The 19,369-nt window shown below is 73.9% G+C and carries 8 protein-coding genes; 5 read left to right on the top strand and 3 right to left on the bottom strand.

What is annotated here, in order from left to right; genetic code table 11:
* Window positions 1-38: 38 nt before the first annotated feature.
* The gene (locus tag AC07B0_RS37070) at window positions 39-362 is read left to right on the top strand and encodes a nuclear transport factor 2-like protein (RefSeq protein ID WP_356884107.1); all 324 of its coding nucleotides are present in this window, start codon (window positions 39-41) and stop codon (window positions 360-362) included.
* Window positions 363-442: 80 nt separating this feature from the next.
* Window positions 443-1,207 (top strand): tyrosine-protein phosphatase, encoded by a 765-nt coding sequence (locus AC07B0_RS37065; RefSeq protein WP_478900168.1) that lies wholly within the window; start codon window positions 443-445, stop codon window positions 1,205-1,207.
* A 24-nt stretch (window positions 1,208-1,231) separates the two neighbouring features.
* On the opposite strand, the gene AC07B0_RS37060 is transcribed toward AC07B0_RS37065, so the two are convergent.
* From AC07B0_RS37060 to AC07B0_RS37050, 3 genes are read right to left on the bottom strand one after another with little or no spacing between them, the layout of a single operon-like run.
* A complete protein-coding gene (locus AC07B0_RS37060; RefSeq protein ID WP_478900166.1) occupies window positions 1,232-6,256 on the bottom strand; it encodes a hypothetical protein in 5,025 nt (1,674 codons plus the stop codon).
* On the bottom strand, window positions 6,253-9,333 hold the full coding sequence (locus AC07B0_RS37055; RefSeq protein ID WP_478900164.1) for a hypothetical protein: 3,081 nt from the start codon (window positions 9,331-9,333) through the stop codon (window positions 6,253-6,255). Before AC07B0_RS37055 ends, AC07B0_RS37060 begins: the two co-directional genes overlap by 4 nt.
* The gene (locus tag AC07B0_RS37050) at window positions 9,314-10,177 is read right to left on the bottom strand and encodes a hypothetical protein (protein ID WP_478900162.1); all 864 of its coding nucleotides are present in this window, start codon (window positions 10,175-10,177) and stop codon (window positions 9,314-9,316) included. Before AC07B0_RS37050 ends, AC07B0_RS37055 begins: the two co-directional genes overlap by 20 nt.
* A 312-nt stretch (window positions 10,178-10,489) precedes the next feature.
* On the opposite strand from AC07B0_RS37050, the gene AC07B0_RS37045 reads away from it, so the two are divergent.
* The 3 genes from AC07B0_RS37045 to AC07B0_RS37035 all read left to right on the top strand — a co-directional run bounded on the left by AC07B0_RS37045 (window position 10,490) and on the right by AC07B0_RS37035 (window position 19,275).
* Entirely contained in the window at window positions 10,490-12,337 is a 1,848-nt protein-coding gene (locus AC07B0_RS37045; protein ID WP_478900160.1) for a VanW family protein, read from the top strand.
* Between the two features lie 153 nt (window positions 12,338-12,490).
* A complete protein-coding gene (locus AC07B0_RS37040; RefSeq protein ID WP_356879946.1) occupies window positions 12,491-15,136 on the top strand; it encodes a SpoIIE family protein phosphatase in 2,646 nt (881 codons plus the stop codon).
* 218 nt (window positions 15,137-15,354) lie between these two features.
* A complete protein-coding gene (locus AC07B0_RS37035) occupies window positions 15,355-19,275 on the top strand; it encodes a Pls/PosA family non-ribosomal peptide synthetase (protein ID WP_478900158.1) in 3,921 nt (1,306 codons plus the stop codon).
* Window positions 19,276-19,369 lie beyond the last annotated feature (94 nt).

Here is a 19,369-nt window from a genome sequence, read left to right as displayed (position 1 = left end):
GCACCCGGAGGGGGTGCGGCCGTACGAAAGGACTGCCCATGAACAGTCGGCACGCCGGGCGGCGGGTACCGCCCAGCCGCGTCGTCACCGACTCCGGGGTCGACCACGTGCGCCTCGCCTACGACTACCTCGACGCGGGCGACCTCGACGGCTACGGCTCGCTCCTGCACGGCGGGACGCTCGGCACCGACCTGGAGTGTCCCCGGCCGCCCGGCGTCCGCCACCACATCAACCGGATCGTCGCCGACGGGGACTGCGTGGTCGTCATGGGCCGACTCTCGCCCCAACAGAGCGAGTTCGTGGACGTGTTCACCCTCTCGGCCGAGGGCATGCTCCGGGCCTGCCGCCGCTACTACCGCTGACCTAGGGCATCCTGACCGCACCGCACCACGCACCACCACCGCACGCACCACCACGGTTACACCGCACCCAGGAGCCCCGGTTGTCCCGTCCTCACGACACCCCGCCCACCCGTCACGTCGCGTTCGAGCGCCTGCACAACTTCCGCGACATGGGCGGCTACCGCACCGCCGACGGCCGTACCGTCACCTGGGGCGCCCTGTACCGCTCCGACTCCCTCGCCAAGCTCCAGGGCGCCGACTGGGACCGGTTCCTCGCGCTGGGCGTCCGTACCGTCATCGACCTGCGCTACCCCTGGGAGATAGCGGCCCGCGGCCGGGTGCCGCAGGCCGAGCTCTTCACGTACGCCAACCACAGCATCGAGCACCGCCCCTACGACCAGGCCGAGATCGACCCGGACACCGACCCCTGGCGCTACCTCGCCGACCGGTTCGCCGAGGTGGCCGAGGACGGGGTCGAGGAGATCCGGCGGGCCGTCGAGCTCATCGCCGACGGTCCCGGCCCCGCCGTGTTCCACTGCGCCTCGGGCAAGGACCGCACCGGACTCGTCGCCGCCCTGGTCCTGACCCTCCTCGACGTCCCCGAGGAGCAGATCCTCGCCGACTTCGCGCTCACCGAGCTCGCCACCGAACGCCTCGTCGCCGACTGGCGGGCCGCCCACCCCGGCCGCACCCTGCGCTGGCCCTCCTACGGCCGCGCCCCGGCCACCGTCATGGCCCTGTTCCTCGAAGGGCTGACAGCCCGCTACGGTTCCCCCTCCGCGTACCTCACCGGGCCCGTCGGCATCACCCCCGCCACCGTCGCGCGGCTGCGCGAGCGCCTGCTGGCCCCCGCGCCGCAGGCCTGAGGGCCGCCCACGGGCCGGGCCGGTTCACACGTCCAGCGTGCCCACGGGCCGCGCCGGACGGGGCGGGGCGGGCGGGCACAGACGCCCCACCAGCGCCGACAGCTCCCGGTGGCAGAACCACGTCGTCGCCCCCGCCTGGGCCACCTTGGCCCGCAGGGCGGCGGCCACCCTCGGCGTGCGCAGGTACGCGGCGATCGCGGGGGTGCCCTCCGCCTCCCGGCACAGCAGGGTCAGCAGGGAGGGACCGGCCTCCGTCGCGGCCCACCAGTGCGAGTCCAGGGCCTCCGTCCCGGCCAGCCGGCCGGCGCGGGCCGCCGCCACCAGGGCCATCGCCGTCGCCCGGGGGTGCCAGGCGGAGTCGCCGCCCCGCTCGAAGGCGTCCAGCGCCTCCGGCAGGGCCGCCGTGCTCCAGTCGCTCGCCGGCAGCCAGGTCGCGGCCCAGGCGACGTACGCGCCGAAGGGCACGTACTGGGGTTCCAGTACGGGCCGGGCGGTCGTGACGTGCCCCTCGAAGCCCACGTCCCGGAGCATCTGCGCGGCCCAGCCGATGGAGATCCAGTGCTTCTCGGCGTCCGTCACCAGCGGACGGCCCACCACCCTCGTCAGCAGCTGCCCGAACGCCGGGGCGAAGAACCCCGGGTCGGCGTCGGCCTGCCGCAGGGCCCGGAGCAGTTCGGCCCCCTGCTTGAGCCCCAGCGCCTCGGCGAAGAGCCGCGGTTCGAAGGAGGTCAGGCGGTGGACGACGGACTCCACGACGTCGTCCCGCCCGGTCAGCCGCAGGACGTTGATCAGCCCGGGCAGGTTCCGCAGGTCGGGCCGCATCCCCAGGTCCAGCCGGCGCAGCAGTTTGCGCTCGTCGACGCACGCGGCCAGCTGCTCCCCCCACTGCGGCTGCCAGATGTGACTGAGCCTCAGCATCGCCGAGATGGCCATCGGACCCGCCATCGAGGGCAGGGTGCTGGCCCAGCGGTTGAACACCAGGGTCCGCATCCAGCCCGTCGTCTCCTGCCGCGGCATCACCCCCAACGGTGCGAGCATCCGCCCGATGTTCCCCTGCTGGATGGGGTCCTGCTCGTAGGTGAGGCCCTCCGTGAAGATCCGCCACCGGTTGGGCCGGTCACGCAAGTGCTCCAGGGCCTTCTTGCCCCCTCCTGGAACGCAGCGTTCCACGGCCACCAGCAGGTCGGCCGTCAGCGCCGGATTCACCACGCTGCGCGCCAGCAGGTCCTGGACGGGGCTGAGCCGGGGGTCCTCACCCGCGGTCAGCTTGGCGACGGTGCCGCTCGCCTCACCGGGATCGAGGCCGCGCAGGGTGTTCACCGCGTCGGTGAACGCCCCGCTCCTGCCGATCTTGCGGATCTTCTGGGTCCAGTCCCACTCCGGAGCCTCCCGGCGGAACTGCTTCAGGACCAGGAGCGTCGCGTCGGGCCGGCCGCCCGCCCGCAGGGTGTTCGCCGTCACCTGGAGCTTCTGGGCGAGGTGGGAGGGGCTCGTCGCCAGCTGACCCCGGATGTTGAGGTCCAGCTTGACGCGCCGCGCGTACTCCTTGCCGATGTCCGGATCGATCGCCAGCCCAAGCCGGTGGGTGTACACCATGCTCTGCGGATCGAGCCGGGGGTTGAGCATGCGGTCGCACAGCATCTGCGGGTCGATCCGCTCGGCCAGCCGGCGCAGGAACTCCTGCCCGAAGTAGTCGTCCTCGATCAGCAGCATCGCCAGCCGCGGCCCCCACGGCCGGGCCGCGCCGCGCTGCGCCCGGATGCTGGAGACGACCAGCTGCAGGGCCTGTTCCTCCAGGTCCTCGCGGTAGTCGGCGCCCGCCTCCCACAGTCCGCGCAGGAAGTGGTAGACGATCGCCGGCCGCCGCCGTTCGCTCTCCAGCAGGTCCCTGGCCAGCTCCGGGCCGATCTCGCAGGCCAGCCGGTAGCCGAACCCCTCGCGGGTGTCGCAGTAGAGGTCGTCGGCCAGGCTCACGCTGGTCAGCAGCATGCCCGCGCCCCGTGCGTCGCGATGCCGGCGGATCCCGCGGACGAGTTCCCGGGCCAGGGCGACGTCCGCCTTCGGACTCTCGTGCGCACCGCGCGGGTTGCTGTACAGCAGGGACTTGACCGTGGCTCCGTGGATGTTGCGCACCGTCGCGATGAGGATCGACGCCTCGGCGGGGGAGGCCTTCTTGAGGATCGACACGAGGGGCCGGGCGAGTTCGAGGGTGTTCAGCAGCCGGGTGCACAGCCCCCGGTTGGTCTTCGCCAGGTCCGCCAGGGCGCTGCTGATCTGGATGGCGTCGGCGCGGGCGATGCCCGCGCGGATCTGCCTCTCGTGGCTGCGGATCAGCTTGTCCCAGTCGGCGTCGCCGTCGTAGTACAGCCGCAGGGACATCCACGACAGGACGGCCGCCAGCGGAGTCTGCGACGTCGGGTGTTCCTCCAGGAGCCGCTGCGCGGGCTTCTCCAGGGGCCGCAGCGTCTTGCGGCCGTCGCGCGGGGCCTCCGTCGCCCCCCGGGCCTCCCGGGACCACCAGTACAGCAGGTCGTCCATCCGACGTACGTGGACCAGGTCGTGGTGGCTGCCGACGCTGGCGCCCCGGACGAGTTCCTCGGCGCGGGTCTCCGCCCAGCCGCACACGGTGTCGGTGGCGACGGTGTCGTTCCCCGACAGCCGCAGCAGCGCGCGGACGAACCCGAAGCGCTGCGACAGCGTGGACGGCCGGGCCAGCACCGCGTCCATGCCCCCTTCGGGGGCGCCGCCGATCCATTCGAGGAGCTCACGCGTCACGGGGTGCCCGTCGAGCGCGTACTGGTGGTCCCACAGCAGGAGCAGCGCGGTCGTCAGGTCCCCCACGGACAGGGCCAGTGTGTCGCGGACCCTGCTGACGACCGTGGGCAGGGTCGCGGTGATCCACCCGGCCTCGCTGTGCTCCCCGCACAGCCGCAGCAGCCGCAGGGCCGTCGGAGGGTGCGCGCGGGCCGCCCACGCCACGATCGCGGAGCGCAGGGCCGGCCGTTCGAGGAGGTCCTCCAGGCGGCCGGAGTCGTAGGCGGCGCAGTGGGCGAGCAGCGCCCGTACCCGCTCGTGCCCGTCCTCGGCGAGCAGCCGCAGCAGGTACTCCTCGGTGTGGACGAGGAGTCCGGACGCACCGTCCGGGCTGAACTCGGCGAGGATGGCCTGGGCCCGGACCTCGCTGTCGATGGTCGCCACCCCGTCGCGCACGGCGATGCCGAGTGCCTGCCGGGCCGGTACGGGCAGCCCGTCCACGTGGGACTCCGGTACCCCTTCGTCGAGGACCGACACGGCGGCGATCCGGCACACGGCGGCCACGCCCTCCGCGTCCAGCGTCGTACGGACCCGCGCGGCCTGCCGGCGCAGCCGCCCCTCCGGGCCGCCCTGCTCGTCGGGGCCGTGCCCGTCGCGGAGCAGGAGGTCGGTCAGCACCCGCAGGTCGCTGTGGCAGGCGTCGACGGCGCGTTCGAGGTGGCGGTCGTCCTCCGCCGCGTACGCGTCGGGGTGTTCACCCACCAGGCGCTGGGCCAGGGCCCGCAGTTCCTCCGGCGTGACCTGCGTCAGGTGGGTGGTGATGCCGTGGCTGTCCCAGTCCGTGGCGGCGCCGTCGACGTACCGGGTCAGGGCCAGGACGGCGATCTTGAGGTCGCCCAATGAGGCCAGGGCCTGCCCGATGTCCCCGTCCTCCAGGGCGTGCAGGTCCTCCAGTACGACCAGGGTGCGGGCGGCGTCCTCGCTCCCCGTCGCCCACAGCGCCGCCTTGACCAGGGCGGGCAGCGCGTCGGCGGGGGGCAGCTGCCGGCTGCGGGGTGCGAGGACGACCGTCCGCCACCCCTTCGCCTCCAGCCGGGAGACCACCTGCCGGGCGCACACGGTCTTCCCGCTGTTGCGGAACCCCGACTGGATGACGCGGGAGTGCGGCCAGTCCCCGAACCGTTCGGTGAGCTCGTCGACCAGGTCCAGGGCGACGAGCGGAGCCCCGTCCCCGTGCAGCCAGTCGCCGCCCTCCGGCACGGGCCCGGGATCCGGGTGCAGGACGCGCCAGTCGTGGGCGTCCAGCGTCTCGCGGGCCCAGTGCCCGCGGACCTCCTCCCAGCTCGGCCCCCACAGCAGCCGTGCCGCCCCCGCCAGGGACGGGTCGGCGTGCGCACGGTGCTCCCCGTCGTCCTGGAGGCGCCAGCCGGTCTCGTCGCGCCACAGGCAGCGGAGTCCCTCTCGGGCGGCGGCTTCCAGGACCTGCCCCAGGGGGGCGTACGGGGTCCACGTGCCGTCCTCCGCGCAGCCCGCCAGCGGCAGGACGCCCAGCTCGGCGGGGCCCGGCAGGCCGGCTTCCACGGCGAGGTAGGCGAGGGCGAGCGAGGCGGCGCAGCCGCGCGCGGCGACGGCCGACGGGCCGTGTACCCCGTCCAGGTCGAGGTCCACGGTGATCCGGGGCGGCTGTTCCCGCCCCATGTCGGAGACGAGCTTGCGCGCGAGGTCCAGGGCGCGGCGCGTCTCGGCGGTGGCGGACGGGGTCAGGGCGCTCCAGGCGGGCCGGACCGTGTTCCGTCCCGGTTCGGTGTGCTCGGCCCGTTCGGCGCCGAAGACCGCGCCGGCCCAGGCGATCGCCGACCAGTCGGCGACCGGCTCCAGCGGCAGCGGGACCGCGTCCGGGCCGGGCGGGCCGGGGTAGGTGACCGCCCCGGCGTCCGCGGCGTGCTCCTCGGCTGCCGTGCACAGCCCGGCCAGCTCGTCGAGGAGTACGGGGTCCAGGAGTTTGACGAGCGGCGCGAGCGGGGTGGTACCGGGATCGAGGTACTCGGCCAGGAGCGCGCCCGGACCGATGGGCCGGTCGGCCTCCTGGTAGGCGAAGGGGCGCATGGGCAGCGGGCCCCTACGGACGCTGCGCAGGCCGCTGTCGAGGACCCGGCGCAGCAGCTTCTCGGTCCGGGCCGGATCCGCTGTCTCCGGATCGTCGACGGCACGCGCCAGCGCGTGCAGCGCCATCCGGAGTTCGTACGCCGTGGCGTCACCACGAGCACTGCGCGGAGCGGGTTCCTGGACCGTCACCTGTTCTCCTCGTCTGTCTGGCGCGTCGCGCCGTCGTTCTTCCAGTCGATCCGTACGACTCCGGCTTCGGTGCCCACGAGCAGTCCGCCCCGGGCGTCGATGTCCGCCGAGTCGGTCCCCAGGCCGAGGTTCACGCCCCACGGGGCATCCGTGGTGTCGTCCAGTGGAGTGATCCGGACGTCGCCCTCCTGCCCCGTGCTCACCAGGACCGGGCCGTTCCGGCCCCGTCCCACCCTGACCTCGGCGACCCGGCCCTTGTGCGTGGTGACCCTGTGTCCCTCGCCGCCGCGCCACGGGGTGCTCCACACGGTGCCGTCGCCCGCCCCGGTGTGGACGTGGCGGGCGTCGGCGGCGATGGCGGTCAGGCCCTTGCGCTGGGGCGGCGTGAAGGTGCGCAGGGCCACTCCGTCCGACCTCCACACGCTGACGTTCCGCGCGGTCCGGCCCGCGACGAGGGTGCCTCCTTCGCAGACGGCCGCGGCGGCTCCGCCGAGCCGGAGTCCGACCGCCGGGACCACCGGTCCGGTGACGCGGTTCTCCCGCCACTGCCAGCCGTCGGTGCCGGCGACGAGCAGGCCCGCGCCGGCCTGGAGGCAGGCGACCAGTTCGCAGCGCAGGTCGAGGCCGGCGATCTCGATGTGGGCGTCGCGGTTGTCGAGCCCCTGGATCCAGGCCCGTCCGTCGATCTCCCCGGCGAACACGCACTCGCCCTGCGGCAGGCTGATGACCGAGGCCGCGGTCACCCGTTCCTCCCGCAGGTCCGTTTCCAGCCGCGACCAGGAGGTGGCGGGACGGTCGCCCACCTCGCGGTGGAGGACGTCCCCGTCGGCGACGACGAGGGGGCGGCCGTCCCGCGCGAAGAACACCGCGGTCGGGTGCCTCTTCCGGGCCAGCAGCGAGGGCACCCAGCCGGAACTCGACTCGCCGGCCCGCCGCGCGAGTTCGTCCAGTCCGTGCACCTGTGCCAGGAGGGCCAGCCGGGACAGGGTGTGCCCGTCGCGCAGCGGGGACGCGTGCAGTTGTTCGCACAGTGAGTGGACCCTGCTCGCCTTGTCGTGGGCGCCGAGCAGGGACAGGTTCAGTGCCCGTCGCAGGGTTTCCGCGTCCATCGCGAGGAGGAACTCGGGGTCGTCGAGAAAGGTGTCGAGGACCCCGGCGAGCCGCGCGTGGTGGGCGAAGTGGCTGCGGGTGTAACGGTCGGCGGCCGTCCAGTCCCTGCCCCCGCGCCCGCGTGCGGGCAGGCCCTCGTACATGGCCCGCACGAAGGCGGCGTGTCCCGCCTCCGCGTCGGACGCCCGTGCGAGGGCCGCGGCATTGGGCGCACGTTCGAATCGCCAACCGGCGCCGTGCATCTCTTCCTCCGGGGGAGCGAGGAATTCGCTGGCCTCTCTCTGTACCCGCTCGACCTCGGTCGTGCCAGGCGACTCTCTGCCGAGTTCCCGGACGACGGCGGCCCACAGCCGTCCGTCGGCCGGCAGACCGGTGCCCTGGGCGAGGGCCACGGGCAGGAGCAGGTCCCGGGCCCACCGCGGGTCGTCGTCGAGGGTTTCCAGCTTCTGGAAGAACAGGTCGGCGATGGTGCGTTCCGCGTCGACGTGTGCCTCGGCCGGATCGAGCGGGCTGAGGTTCACGGAGAAGAGGTAGGCGCGCAGCCAGGAGCCCGCGGAGATCTTCGCGACTGTGCCGGCGACCTCGGCGAGCCGCTCGTCCTGCGTGGGGTGCCAGCGGGACCCCTTGCGGTGGCACAGGACGTGCCGGACGAAGCCCGCGATGTCACCGGGCCCGGTGAACTCCGGGCCGTCCAGGGCGATGAGCCGCCCCGGGAAACCGGCCGGGACCTCCTTGCAGGCCATGACCAGGCGGACCCGCGGGAGGGCGGCGAGGGGGGCGAGGAGCGTCGCGTACAGGGTGTCGGGGTCCATGCAGGCGTCGACGGAGTCGACGAGGACGGCCGTGGACCCCGCCCGGTTCGCGAGGGCGTCCACGAGTGCCGGTACGTCGGATCCGGTACCGGTCCCGTAGTGGGCGGCGAGTTTGCGTGCCGCGTCACGCGTCTCCAGGCCCCTGACGTCCACCAGCAGGTCGACGCAGTCGCGCGGGACCGCGGCGGGAGCCCCGGGGCCGGCCGGCAGCGGATCGTCCCGGGCCCCGGTGTGGATCCAGTCGAGCAGGACCGACTTGCCGGAGCCTTCGGCGCCGGTCACGGCGAGGCCGCCCGGCGGGGCCTGTGAGGTGAGGTACGCGACGAGGTCGGCGGCGGCCTTGGCCCGTCCGCAGAAGGCCCAGCCGCTCTGCGGGGTGGCTTCCTGCGGCCTGCGCACCGTGCGCGATTCGTACAGGGGGTTGCGGAAGGCGCGGGTCTCGCCCTCGTCCGGGTTCCGGTTGACGGGCGTCAGCGGCTGCTCCAGCCGCAGCATCCTGCGCTTGAGCTCCTCGAACAGGTCTTTCGTGGGGAGGAACTCGCGGCTCTGGTCGGCGGGCGGGTTGCTGAGTGTCGAGGCGAAGGAGTCCGCGAAGTGCAGTTGCGGCGCCGTCACGTTCCGTTCGGTGGCGCCGATGACGGTCAGCACGGGGATCCACTCGCCCAGGGCTTCGCGCTGGGCGAGCACCTTCTTGAAGGCGTTGACCGCGGTGCCCGCGTAGCAGCAGTCCAGCAGGACGACGATTTCCCGGGGGCTGTGCGCCTCGTCGCGCAGGACCAGCGACACCAGGTCGCCGGCGTCGAGCATGGTGGACCACTCTCCGTGCCGGCTGTCGGCCGCGGCGAGCCGTAGTTCGGTCTCGGCTCCGAGGACGCCGTGGCTCGAGTAGGAGAAGACCAGGACGTCGGGAGGCACGCCGCCGGAGCCCGCGAGGGCCTCCTCCAGGCTGTCCTTCAGTTCCTGGACGCTGGGGTTCAGCCGGGAGGCGGGGTGGATCGTCAGGTCCGCGGTCGCCGCGAGCACGGTACGCATCAGGCGCACTTCGTCCCGCACGTGCCACAGCCTGTCGAAGCCCTTCCCGAACTCGCCGGTCCCGGAGACGAGCGCGACCCTTCCCGACCGGCGGACGCCGCCGTCAGTCGTGCCGTAGGGCATCGGCGACTCCCTCGGCGACCTCGCTCGTGGTGAGGTAGCGCAGCAGGGAGTGCCCGCCGAACACGAACCGGCTCAGTCCCGCGTTGACGACGAGCCGGTCCTCCACCCGGTCCCCGAAGACCGTGCCCAGCTTCTTCACCAGCGCGACGGGGTCCTCGTCGGCCGCCACGTTGATCCAGCGGGCCACCTGCGGACCCGTGGGATTGCCGTCGGCGTCCGCCCCGTGCACCAGGCGCTCGCGGATCGCGCCGATGCCCAGCGGCGAACCCAGGGTGATGAAGGTGTCCACGTTCCACTCGGGGTGGGCGCAGAGCGCCTCGTACGCGACGACCGAGCCGAGGGAGTGCGCGACGACGACCCGGGTGTCGGGGGTGACCACGCGCGCGAAGCGCTCCTGCGCGCAGGAGCGGACCGTGTCCCGCGGGTCGAGGTAGCGGCGCACCTGGCGCACGAGCCAGATCACCAGGCGGCCCGGCGGCAGTCCCAGAGCCGGGGAGGCCTCCAGGCGCCGCAGTGCCGCCTGGGTGATGCCCTTGGTGCCCGAGGGGGGTGCGCCGAGGCCCTCGGCGAACGCCTCCAGCAGTGCGTGCTCCAGCGGATCCCGTACGTCCCCGATCCGCAGCGGCGGGACGTCGGCGAACTCGTCCTCGCCGGTGTCGGCGCTCTTGCTCCCGAGGGTCCGGTAGCAGTTGCCGTAGTACACCGCCGACACGTGCTCCGGGGCGGGCACCGCCACCGTGGTGTCGGTCATGCCCTCGCGCAGGGCCTCGTACCACTTGGTGAGCTCGGTCTCGCGGTGTTTGTACTGGTAGCCGATGCCATGGCACATCACGACTCGGGACATGCGCACCCCCCTCAATGCCTCGGAATTATAAGGAGGTTGACGGAGGCGCCGGGAGCTTTCGGACGGATTTCCCGGAAAGGCGCGGCGCCGGCCGGGGACACCCCCCGTGGGCACGCCCGCCGGGTACCCCTGGCGGGTACCCCTGGGGGCCTCCCCGGCCGGGCCCCGGAGCCCGCCCCGGTTTCGTGACAACAATTACATTCGCCCCTTTAGCGTCCGTTTTGGGGTGATCCTGGATGTCCGGAATCGTCATCTACGGGCTGCTGTCGCGGCCCGCGCCGCCCCTCGACCGGCGGCGCCACAGGGAGACACATGCGAGGCGCGGGCAACAGGACGGTCAACTGGCGGATCGCCCTTCCGGTGGCGGGCGGCGCCGTCGTACTCGGACTGGGCGGCCTCTACGTCACCGGGCTCGTGACCGGCGGCGACGTCGACCAGGGCACCCGTGTCCACGGCGTCGACATCGGCGGCATGAGCCGCGAGCAGGCCCGGCGGACCCTGGACCGGGAACTGGGCCCCCTCGCCGCCGCCCCCGTCGCGATGAAGATCGGCGACCGCGTCGAGAAGGCCGACCCCGCCGCCCTCGGCCTGTCCCTGGACACCGGCGCCACCGTGGACGCCGCCGTCCGCACCGGCTACGCCCCCACCACCGTCATCGGCGGGCTCTTCGCCTCCGGCGCCGAGCGGGACCTCGAACCCGTGGTCCGGCTGGACGAGGGCACCGCCCGGGCCGCCCTCGACCGCATGGACGAGAGCACCCGCCAGCAGGTCCGCGACGGGAAGATCGCCTTCGAGAAGGGCACGGCCAAGGCCGTCACCCCGCTCCACGGAATCGACCTCGTCGAGGACCGGGCCCTGGACACCCTCCGCGCCGCCTACCTGCGGCCCGCGGCCGGCCCCGTCGTGATGCCGGTCGAGCAGACCCCGCCGAAGGTCGGGGCCGAGGAGACCGGACGGGCCCTGCGCGAGTTCGCGCGGCCCGCGATGTCGGGCCCCGTCACCCTCACCGTGGCCGGCACCCGCATACCCATAAGCACCGCCGTCCTCGGCGCCCACCTCAAGATGAACCCCGACGGCCAGGGCCGCCTCGTCCCGGCCCTCGACTCCAAGGGCCTCCTCGCCGACCCCGCCGTGGCCCGCCCCGTCCGGGCGGCCACCGAGAGCCCGCGCGACGCCTCGTTCGCCGTCGCCGCCGACGGCAGCGTCGTCGTCGCCGACCAGGGCCGTACGGGGCAGCAGGTCACCGACGCCGCGCTCGGCAAGGCCGTCCTGCCCCTCCTGACCCGCACGGGCGCGGCCCGCACCGCCGAGGTCGACACCGTCGCCGTCCAGCCGGACCTCACGAGCGCCGAGGCCGTGCGGCTCGGCATCAAGGAGAAGCTCTCCTCCTTCACGGTGTCCTTCCCGGCGGCCCCGTACCGCACCACCAACATCAGCCGCGCCGTGGAACTGATCAACGGCTCCCTCGTCATGCCGGGCAAGGAGTGGAGCTTCAACCGGACGGTCGGCGAGCGCACCCCGGAGAACGGCTTCGTCGACGGGATCATGATCAACGACGGCCGGTACGTGAAGTCCCCGGGCGGCGGCGTCTCCGCCGTGGCCACCACCATGTACAACGCCGCCTTCTTCGCCGGGGTCAAGACCGTCGAGCACGGCGCGCACTCCTTCTACATCGAGCGCTACCCCGAGGGCCGGGAGGCCACCGTCGCCTGGGGCAGCCTCGACCTGCGGTGGATCAACGACACCGGCCACGCCGTGTACGTCCGGGCGCAGTCCACCGAGACCTCGCTGACCATCACCCTCCTCGGCACGAAGAAGTACGACGAGGTCCGCGCCACCAAGGGGCCCCGCACGAACGTCACCCCGCCCGCGAAGATCGAGGGCAGCGGCCCCGCCTGCGAGGTGCAGACCCCCCTGGAGGGCTTCGACGTCTCCGTCGGCCGCGTCTTCGTCCAGGGCGGCAAGGAGGTCCGGCGCGAGGAGACCAAGACCCACTACACCCCGCGCGACGAGGTCACCTGCACCCCGCCGGCCTCGCAGACCCCCCAGCCCCCGCAGGCCCCCTCCGCCCCGGCGACCTCACCCGCGACCTCCCCGGCGACCTCCCCGGCGACCTCCCCGGCGACCGTGACCGCGGCGGCCGGCCCGAACGCAGGGTGATCTCCGCGGCGCGGAACGCGCCGTTCGGGCGCCACGGGCGGCCGGAAGTGCTACAACTGGGTTCGTGACCATTCTTCGCCGCCACCCGTGCCGGGCACGTCGGTGCGGTCACTGCTAGGCAACCGGTTCAGGAGCGTCGCCGGACAGGTATTCATCCTCCAGGTGGCGATCGTCGTTTTGCTCGCTGCCGGAGCGCTGCTGGCGCTCGTGCTGCAGTCGCGGCACGACATCGACCGGGAAGCGCGCAACCGGTCCGTCTCCGTCGCGCAGACCTTCGCGCACTCCCTCGGCCTCGAAGCGGCGCTGGGTACCTCCAACCCCAGCACCGTCCTGCAACCCCTCGCGGAGAGCACCCGCAAGGCCGCCGGGGTCGATTTCATCGTGGTGATGGACACCAACGGCATCCGGTACACCCACCCCCAGCCCGACCGCATCGGGAAACGGTTCGTCGGCACGATCGAGCCCTCCCTCGCCGGTCAGGTCCACACCGAGAGCGTGCAGGGCCCCCTCGGCAAGGAGATCCAGGCCGTCGTGCCGGTCACCGGCCCCGACGGCAAGGTCGTCGGCCTGGTGTCGGCGGGCCTGACCGTCAAGAACGTCAGCGGCGTAGTCGACCGCCAGCTCCCCGTCATCCTCCTCGCCATCGCGACCGGCCTGGCCCTGGCCACCGGCGGCACGGCCCTGATCAGCCGGCGCCTGCGCCGCCAGACCCACGGGCTCGGCACGCAGGAGATGACCCGCATGTACGAGCACCACGACGCGGTGCTCCACGCCGTCCGCGAGGGCGTCGTCATCACCGACGGCGACGGGCGGCTGCTGCTGGCCAACGACGAGGCCAAACGCCTCCTCGGGCTGCCGGAGGACGCCGAGGGCCGCCACATCGGCGAGGTGCCCGGACTGGACCGGCGGATGGCGGACCTGCTCCTGTCCGCCCGGGTGGCCACCGACGAGGTGATCGAGAGCGGCGACCGGCTGCTCGTCGTCAACCAGCGGCTCACCCACCCCCGGGGCAGGCCCGAGGGCACCGCCGTCACCATCCGGGACTCCACCGAGATGCAGGTCCTGACCAGCCGCGCGGAAACGGCCCGCCGACGCCTCAAGCTGCTCTACGACGCGGGCGGCGACATCGGCACCAGCCTGGACGTCGTACGGACGGCCGAGGAACTCGCCGCCGTCGCCGTGCCCCGCTTCGCGGACTACGTCACCGTCGACCTGGCCGACCCCGTCCTCGTCGGCGACGAGCCCGGCCCGGGCGCCGACATGCGGCGCACCGCCGTCAGCGGCATCCGCTCCGACCACCCCCTGTACCCCCGCGGCCGGCTGATCGACTTCCTGCCGTCCACCCCGCAGGCCCGCGGCTACGGCACCGGCCGGGCCGAGCTGGTCCCCGACCTGGCCGAGGCCCCGGGCTGGCACGCCCAGGACCCGCCGCGCGCCCAGGCCATCGTCGAGTACGGCATCCACTCCCTCATCGCCGCCCCGCTCCGGGCCCGCGGTGTCGTCCTCGGGGTGGTCAACTTCTGGCGCTCGCAGAAGCCCGAGCCCTTCGACGAGGACGAGGTGTCCCTCGCGGAGGAACTCGTCGCCCGGGCGGCCGTCAGCATGGACAACGCCCGCCGCTACACCCGCGAGCACGCCCTCGCCGAAACGCTCCAGCGCAGCCTGCTGCCGCGCGCCCTGCCCGAGCAGAGCGCCGTGGACGTGGCCCACTTCTACCTGCCCGCCCAGTCCGGGGTCGGCGGCGACTGGTTCGACGTGATCCCGCTGCCCGGCAGCCGCGTCGCCCTCGTCGTCGGGGACGTCGTCGGACACGGCCTGCACGCCGCCGCCACCATGGGACGGCTGCGCACGGCGGTGCACAACTTCTCCTCGCTCGACCTGCCGCCCGACGAGATCCTCGCCCGCCTCGACGACCTCGTCCAGCGCATCGACCACGACGGCGACGGCGACGGCGGGGAGGGCGGCGTCCTGGGCGCGACCTGCCTCTACGCCATCTACGACCCGATCTCCCAGCTGTGCACCATGGCCCGCGCCGGGCACCTGCCGCCCCTGCTCGTCGCCCCGGACGGGGCGACGGAGATCCTGGAACTTCCGGCCGGGCCCCCGCTGGGCCTGGGCGGCATGCCGTTCGAGACCGCCGAGGTACGCCTCAAGGAGGGCAGCCAGCTCGTCCTGTACACGGACGGACTCGTCGAGGAACGCACCCGGGACATCGCCGAAGGCCTGGAACTGCTGCGCGGCGCCCTGAGCCACCCCGACCGGGACCCCCACGAGAGCTGCCGGGCGGTGCTCGACCGGCTGCTGCCCGACCGGCCGACCGACGACGTGGCCCTGCTCATCGCCCGGACCCGGATCCTCGGCCCGGACCGGGTCGTGGAGTGGGAGGTGCCCTTCGAGCCGAGCGCGGTCGGCGCCCTGCGCGGAGCGGCGGCCCGCAAGCTCGACGAGTGGGGCCTGGAGGAGCTCGCCTTCGCCACCGAACTGATCCTCAGCGAACTGATCACCAACGCCCTGCGGCACGGCGCCGCCCCCGTGCGGGTGCGGCTGCTGCACGACCAGACCCTGACCTGCGAGGTCTGGGACAGCAGCAACACCGCCCCCCACCTGCGGTACGCGGCCACCACGGACGAGGGCGGACGCGGACTGTTCCTGGTGGCGCAGCTCAGCGAGCACTGGGGTACCCGCTACACCCCCGAGGGCAAGGTCATCTGGGCGGAACAGACCCTCCCCGGCACTCCCGGCACCCCGGGCGCCCCGGAACCGGCCCTGGCCGCGTTCCTGGACGTCGACCCCCTCTGAGTTCCTGGACGTCGACCGCCTCCGACCGGGGGACCGGCCACCGGCCGGCGGGCCGGCGCACACCGTCCGTTCCCGGACACGCCCTCCAGGGTTCAACGGGAAAATCCTTGATGTCGCACTACACTGGCAGGTTGTTCGGCGCCGGACCGGAACAACCCGGGCAGACCCGGGCTCCGCCGGCGACCCGGAACCGTCCGGGGACGTAGACGCGAGGGCCGATGGCAGCCACACCTGAGCGCGGTGACATCACTCTGCTCGACGGCGGGGACACCCGGGAAAACCCCGGCGAACCTGGCGAACACGGCAAGTCCGCCCGGTTCACGGCCGGACCCGCCGCCCCGGCGCGCACCCTCGTCGACGTCTTCGAAGCCTCCGTACGGGCCTACCCCGACGAGCTCGCCCTGGACGACGGCACTTCGCGCCTCACCTACCGGGCGCTGGCCGCCGAGGTCGAGCGCCGCAGGCGCGCCCTCGCGGCCGCCGGGGTGGGGCTCGGAGACCGCGTCGGCGTCCGCGTACCGTCCGGCACCAACGAGCTGTACGCGTCCGTCCTCGCCGTCCTCGCCGCCGGCGCCGCCTACGTACCCGTCGACGCCGAGGACCCCGACGAGCGGGCCGAGCTGGTCTTCGGTGAAGCCGCGGTACGGGCCGTCCTGGGCGCCGGACAGCGCGTCGACGTCACCGGGAGCGCCGGGGACCGGGCCCCCGCCGCCCGGCCCGGCCCCGAGCACGACGCGTGGATCATCTTCACCTCCGGCTCCACCGGCAAGCCCAAGGGCGTGGCCGTCAGCCACCGCAGCGCCGCCGCCTTCGTCGACGCCGAGGCCGCCCTGTTCCTCACCGAGGAGCCGATCGGACCCGGCGACCGGGTCATGGCCGGACTGTCCGTCGCCTTCGACGCCTCCTGCGAGGAGATGTGGCTGGCCTGGCGCTACGGCGCCTGCCTCGTGCCCGTCCCGCGCTCCCAGGTCCGCAGCGGCGCCGACCTCGGCCCCTGGCTGATGGAACAGGAGATCACCGTGGTCTCCACCGTGCCGACCCTGGCCGCGCTCTGGGAGCCCGAAACCCTCAACGAGGTCCGGCTGCTGATCTTCGGCGGTGAGGCCTGCCCGCCCGAGCTGACCCAGCGCCTGGTCACCGAGGGCCGCGAGGTCTGGAACACGTACGGGCCCACCGAGGCCACCGTCGTCGCCTGCGCCTCGCTCCTGACCGGCGAGGAACCGATCCGGATCGGCCTGCCGCTGAACGGCTGGGAACTGGCCGTCGTCGACGAGTCCGGCGAGCCGGTGCCCATGGGCGGCAGCGGCCAGCTGGTGATCGGCGGCGTCGGCCTCGCCCGCTACCTCGACCCGGCCAAGGACGCCGAGAAGTACGCCCCGCTGGAATCCCTCGGCTGGGAGCGCGCCTACCGCAGCGGCGACCTCGTCCGCGCCGAACCGGAGGGGCTGGTCTTCCTCGGCCGCGGCGACGAGCAGATCAAGCTCGGCGGCCGCCGCATCGAACTCGGCGAGGTGGACGCCGCGCTCCAGGCCCTGCCCGGCGTCGCCGGAGCGGCCGCCGCCGTCCGCACCGCGCGCGGCGGCAACCAGCTCCTCGTCGGCTACCTCGTCACCCAGGAGGGCTGGGACCACGCCGGGGCCGTGACGCGGCTGCGCGCCGAACTGCCCGCGGCCCTCGTACCGCTCCTCGCGCCCGTCGAGGCCCTGCCGACCCGCACCTCCGGCAAGGTGGACCGCGACGCCCTGCCCTGGCCGCTGCCCGACGCGGAACCCACCGGCCCCGCCGAGCAGCTGTACGGCACCGAGGCCTGGCTCGCCGAGCAGTGGAGCGAAACCCTCGGCGTGGCCGTCACCGGAGCCGCCGACGACTTCTTCGCGATCGGCGGCAACAGCCTCGCCGCCGCCCAGCTCACCACCCGGCTGCGCACCCGCTACCCGAGCGCGGCCGTCCTCGACATCTACCAGCAGCCCACCCTGCGCAAGCTGGCCCGGCGCCTGGAGAAGTCCGTACAGGACGACGGGGCCGCCCGTACCGTCGTCCCGGTCCCGCTCCGCTCCCAGGTGGTCCAGACGCTGCTGCTGCTCCCGCTGTTCACCCTGGTGGGCCTGCGCTGGACCGTGGCGCTGCTGGCCCTGGGCAACGTCCTGCACTGGTTCGGGGCCTACCCGTGGGCACCCACCGCCTCGTGGTGGTCCGTCGCCGCCGGCGCGGCCCTGCTCTACAGCCCGCCGGGCCGGCTCGCCATCGCCGCCGGCGGTGCCCGGCTCCTGCTGCGCGGGGTGAAGCCCGGGCGCCACCCGCGCGGCGGCAGCGTGCACCTGAGGCTGTGGACGGCCGAGCGGCTGGCCGAGTGCGCGGGCGCGACCTCGCTCAGCGGATCCTGGCTGGAACGCTACGCGCGGGCCCTCGGCGCCAAGGTCGGCCCCGACGTGGACCTGCACTCGCTGCCCCCGGTCACCGGCATGCTCAAACTCGGCCGCGGCTGCGCCGTCGAGTCCGAGGTGGACCTCTCCGGGTATTGGCTGGACGGCGACCGGCTGGAGATCGGCCCGGTCAAGGTCGGTGCGGGGGCGGTCGTCGGGACCCGCAGCATGCTCTTCCCCGGCGCACGGGTCGGCAAGCGGGCCGAGGTGGCCCCCGGCTCCGCCGTCGCCGGACAGGTGCCGACCGGCCAGCGCTGGGCCGGGGCCCCCGCCGCCAAGCTCGGCAAGGCCAAGCGGAACTGGCCCGGCCACCGCCCGCCGCGCGGGCTGCACTGGCGTGCCGCGTACGGGGCGAGCGGGCTGTGCCTCACCGCCCTGCCCGTGGCCGCCGCCCTGCCGGCCCTGCTGGTGGTGAGCCGGTTCGTGCCCGCCGACGCCGGGCTCGGGCAGGCGCTACGGGCCGCGCTCATCGCCGTGGTGCCCGGGGCGCTCGCCTTCGGGCTCGCCTACGCGCTGCTCCTGCTGGTCTCCGTACGCCTGCTCAGCCTCGGCCTGCGGACCGGCAACCATCCGACGCACAGCCGGACCGGCTGGCAGGCCTGGACCGTCACCCAGCTCATGGACCTGTCCCGGGAGACCCTCTTCCCGCTGTACGCCGGACTGATCACCCCGGTCTGGCTGCGCCTCCTCGGCATGAAGATCGGCCGGGGCGCGGAGGTGTCCACCGTGCTCGCCCTGCCCAGCCTCACCACCGTCGGCGAGGGCGCGTTCCTCGCCGACGACACGCTGACCGCGCCCTACGAGCTGGGCGGCGGCTGGATGCGGATCGGCCACTCCGAGATCGGCCGCCGGGCGTTCCTCGGCAACTCCGGGATGACCGCGCCGGGCCGCACGGTCCCGGACGACGGGCTGGTCGGCGTGCTGTCCGCCACGCCGAAGAAGGCCAAGAAGGGCAGCTCCTACCTGGGCCTGCCCCCGGTCCGGCTGCCCCGGTCCGCCGCGGCCGCCGACCAGAGCCGGACCTACGACCCGCCCGCCCGCCTGCTCTGGGCGCGCGGCCTGGTGGAGCTGTGCCGCCTCGTCCCGGTGTTCTGCTCGGCCGCGCTGGCGGTCCTGACCGCCGCCGGGCTGTGCGCGCTGATCACCGCCGGACCGGGCCCCTGGGCGGCCGCCCTGCTGTCCGGAGCGGTCCTGCTCGCCGCCGGTGCGGCCGCCTGCCTGACGGCCGTGGCCGCCAAATGGCTGCTCGTGGGACGGCACCGGACGGGGGAGCACCCGCTGTGGAGCGGTTTCGTGTGGCGCAACGAACTCGCCGACACCTTCGTCGAGGTGCTGGCCGTGCCGTGGCTGGCCGGATCCGTACCCGGCACGCCCCTGATGACCCTGTGGCTGCGCGGCCTCGGGGCCCGGATCGGCCGGGGCGTGTGGTGCGAGAGCTACTGGCTGCCCGAGACGGACCTGGTGACCCTGGGCGACGCGGTCAGCGTGAACCGCGGCTGTGTGTTGCAGACGCACCTCTTCCACGACCGGATCTTGAGGACGGATACTGTGGTCCTCCGCGAGGGCGCCACCCTGGGCCCGGGCGGAATCGTCCTGCCCGGGAGCACGGTCGGAGCCCGCAGCACCCTGGGTCCCGCCTCCCTCGTGATGGCCGGGGAATCCGTCCCCGCCGACTCCCGCTGGCTGGGCAATCCGATCGAGGCGTGGCGGTCCTGACGCCCGTACGGCGGCCCGTGCGCCGGCCGGGTCCGGCGGGCGCCGCCACGGCACACCAGCACGTCGTACGAGCACAGCGCAGGGAGCGGAAGCG

The sequence above is a fragment of the Streptomyces sp. NPDC044704 genome (assembly GCF_056433525.1).
The sequence above is the reverse complement of the archived record's forward strand: the minus strand, read 5'-3'. Positions and strand labels throughout refer to the sequence as shown.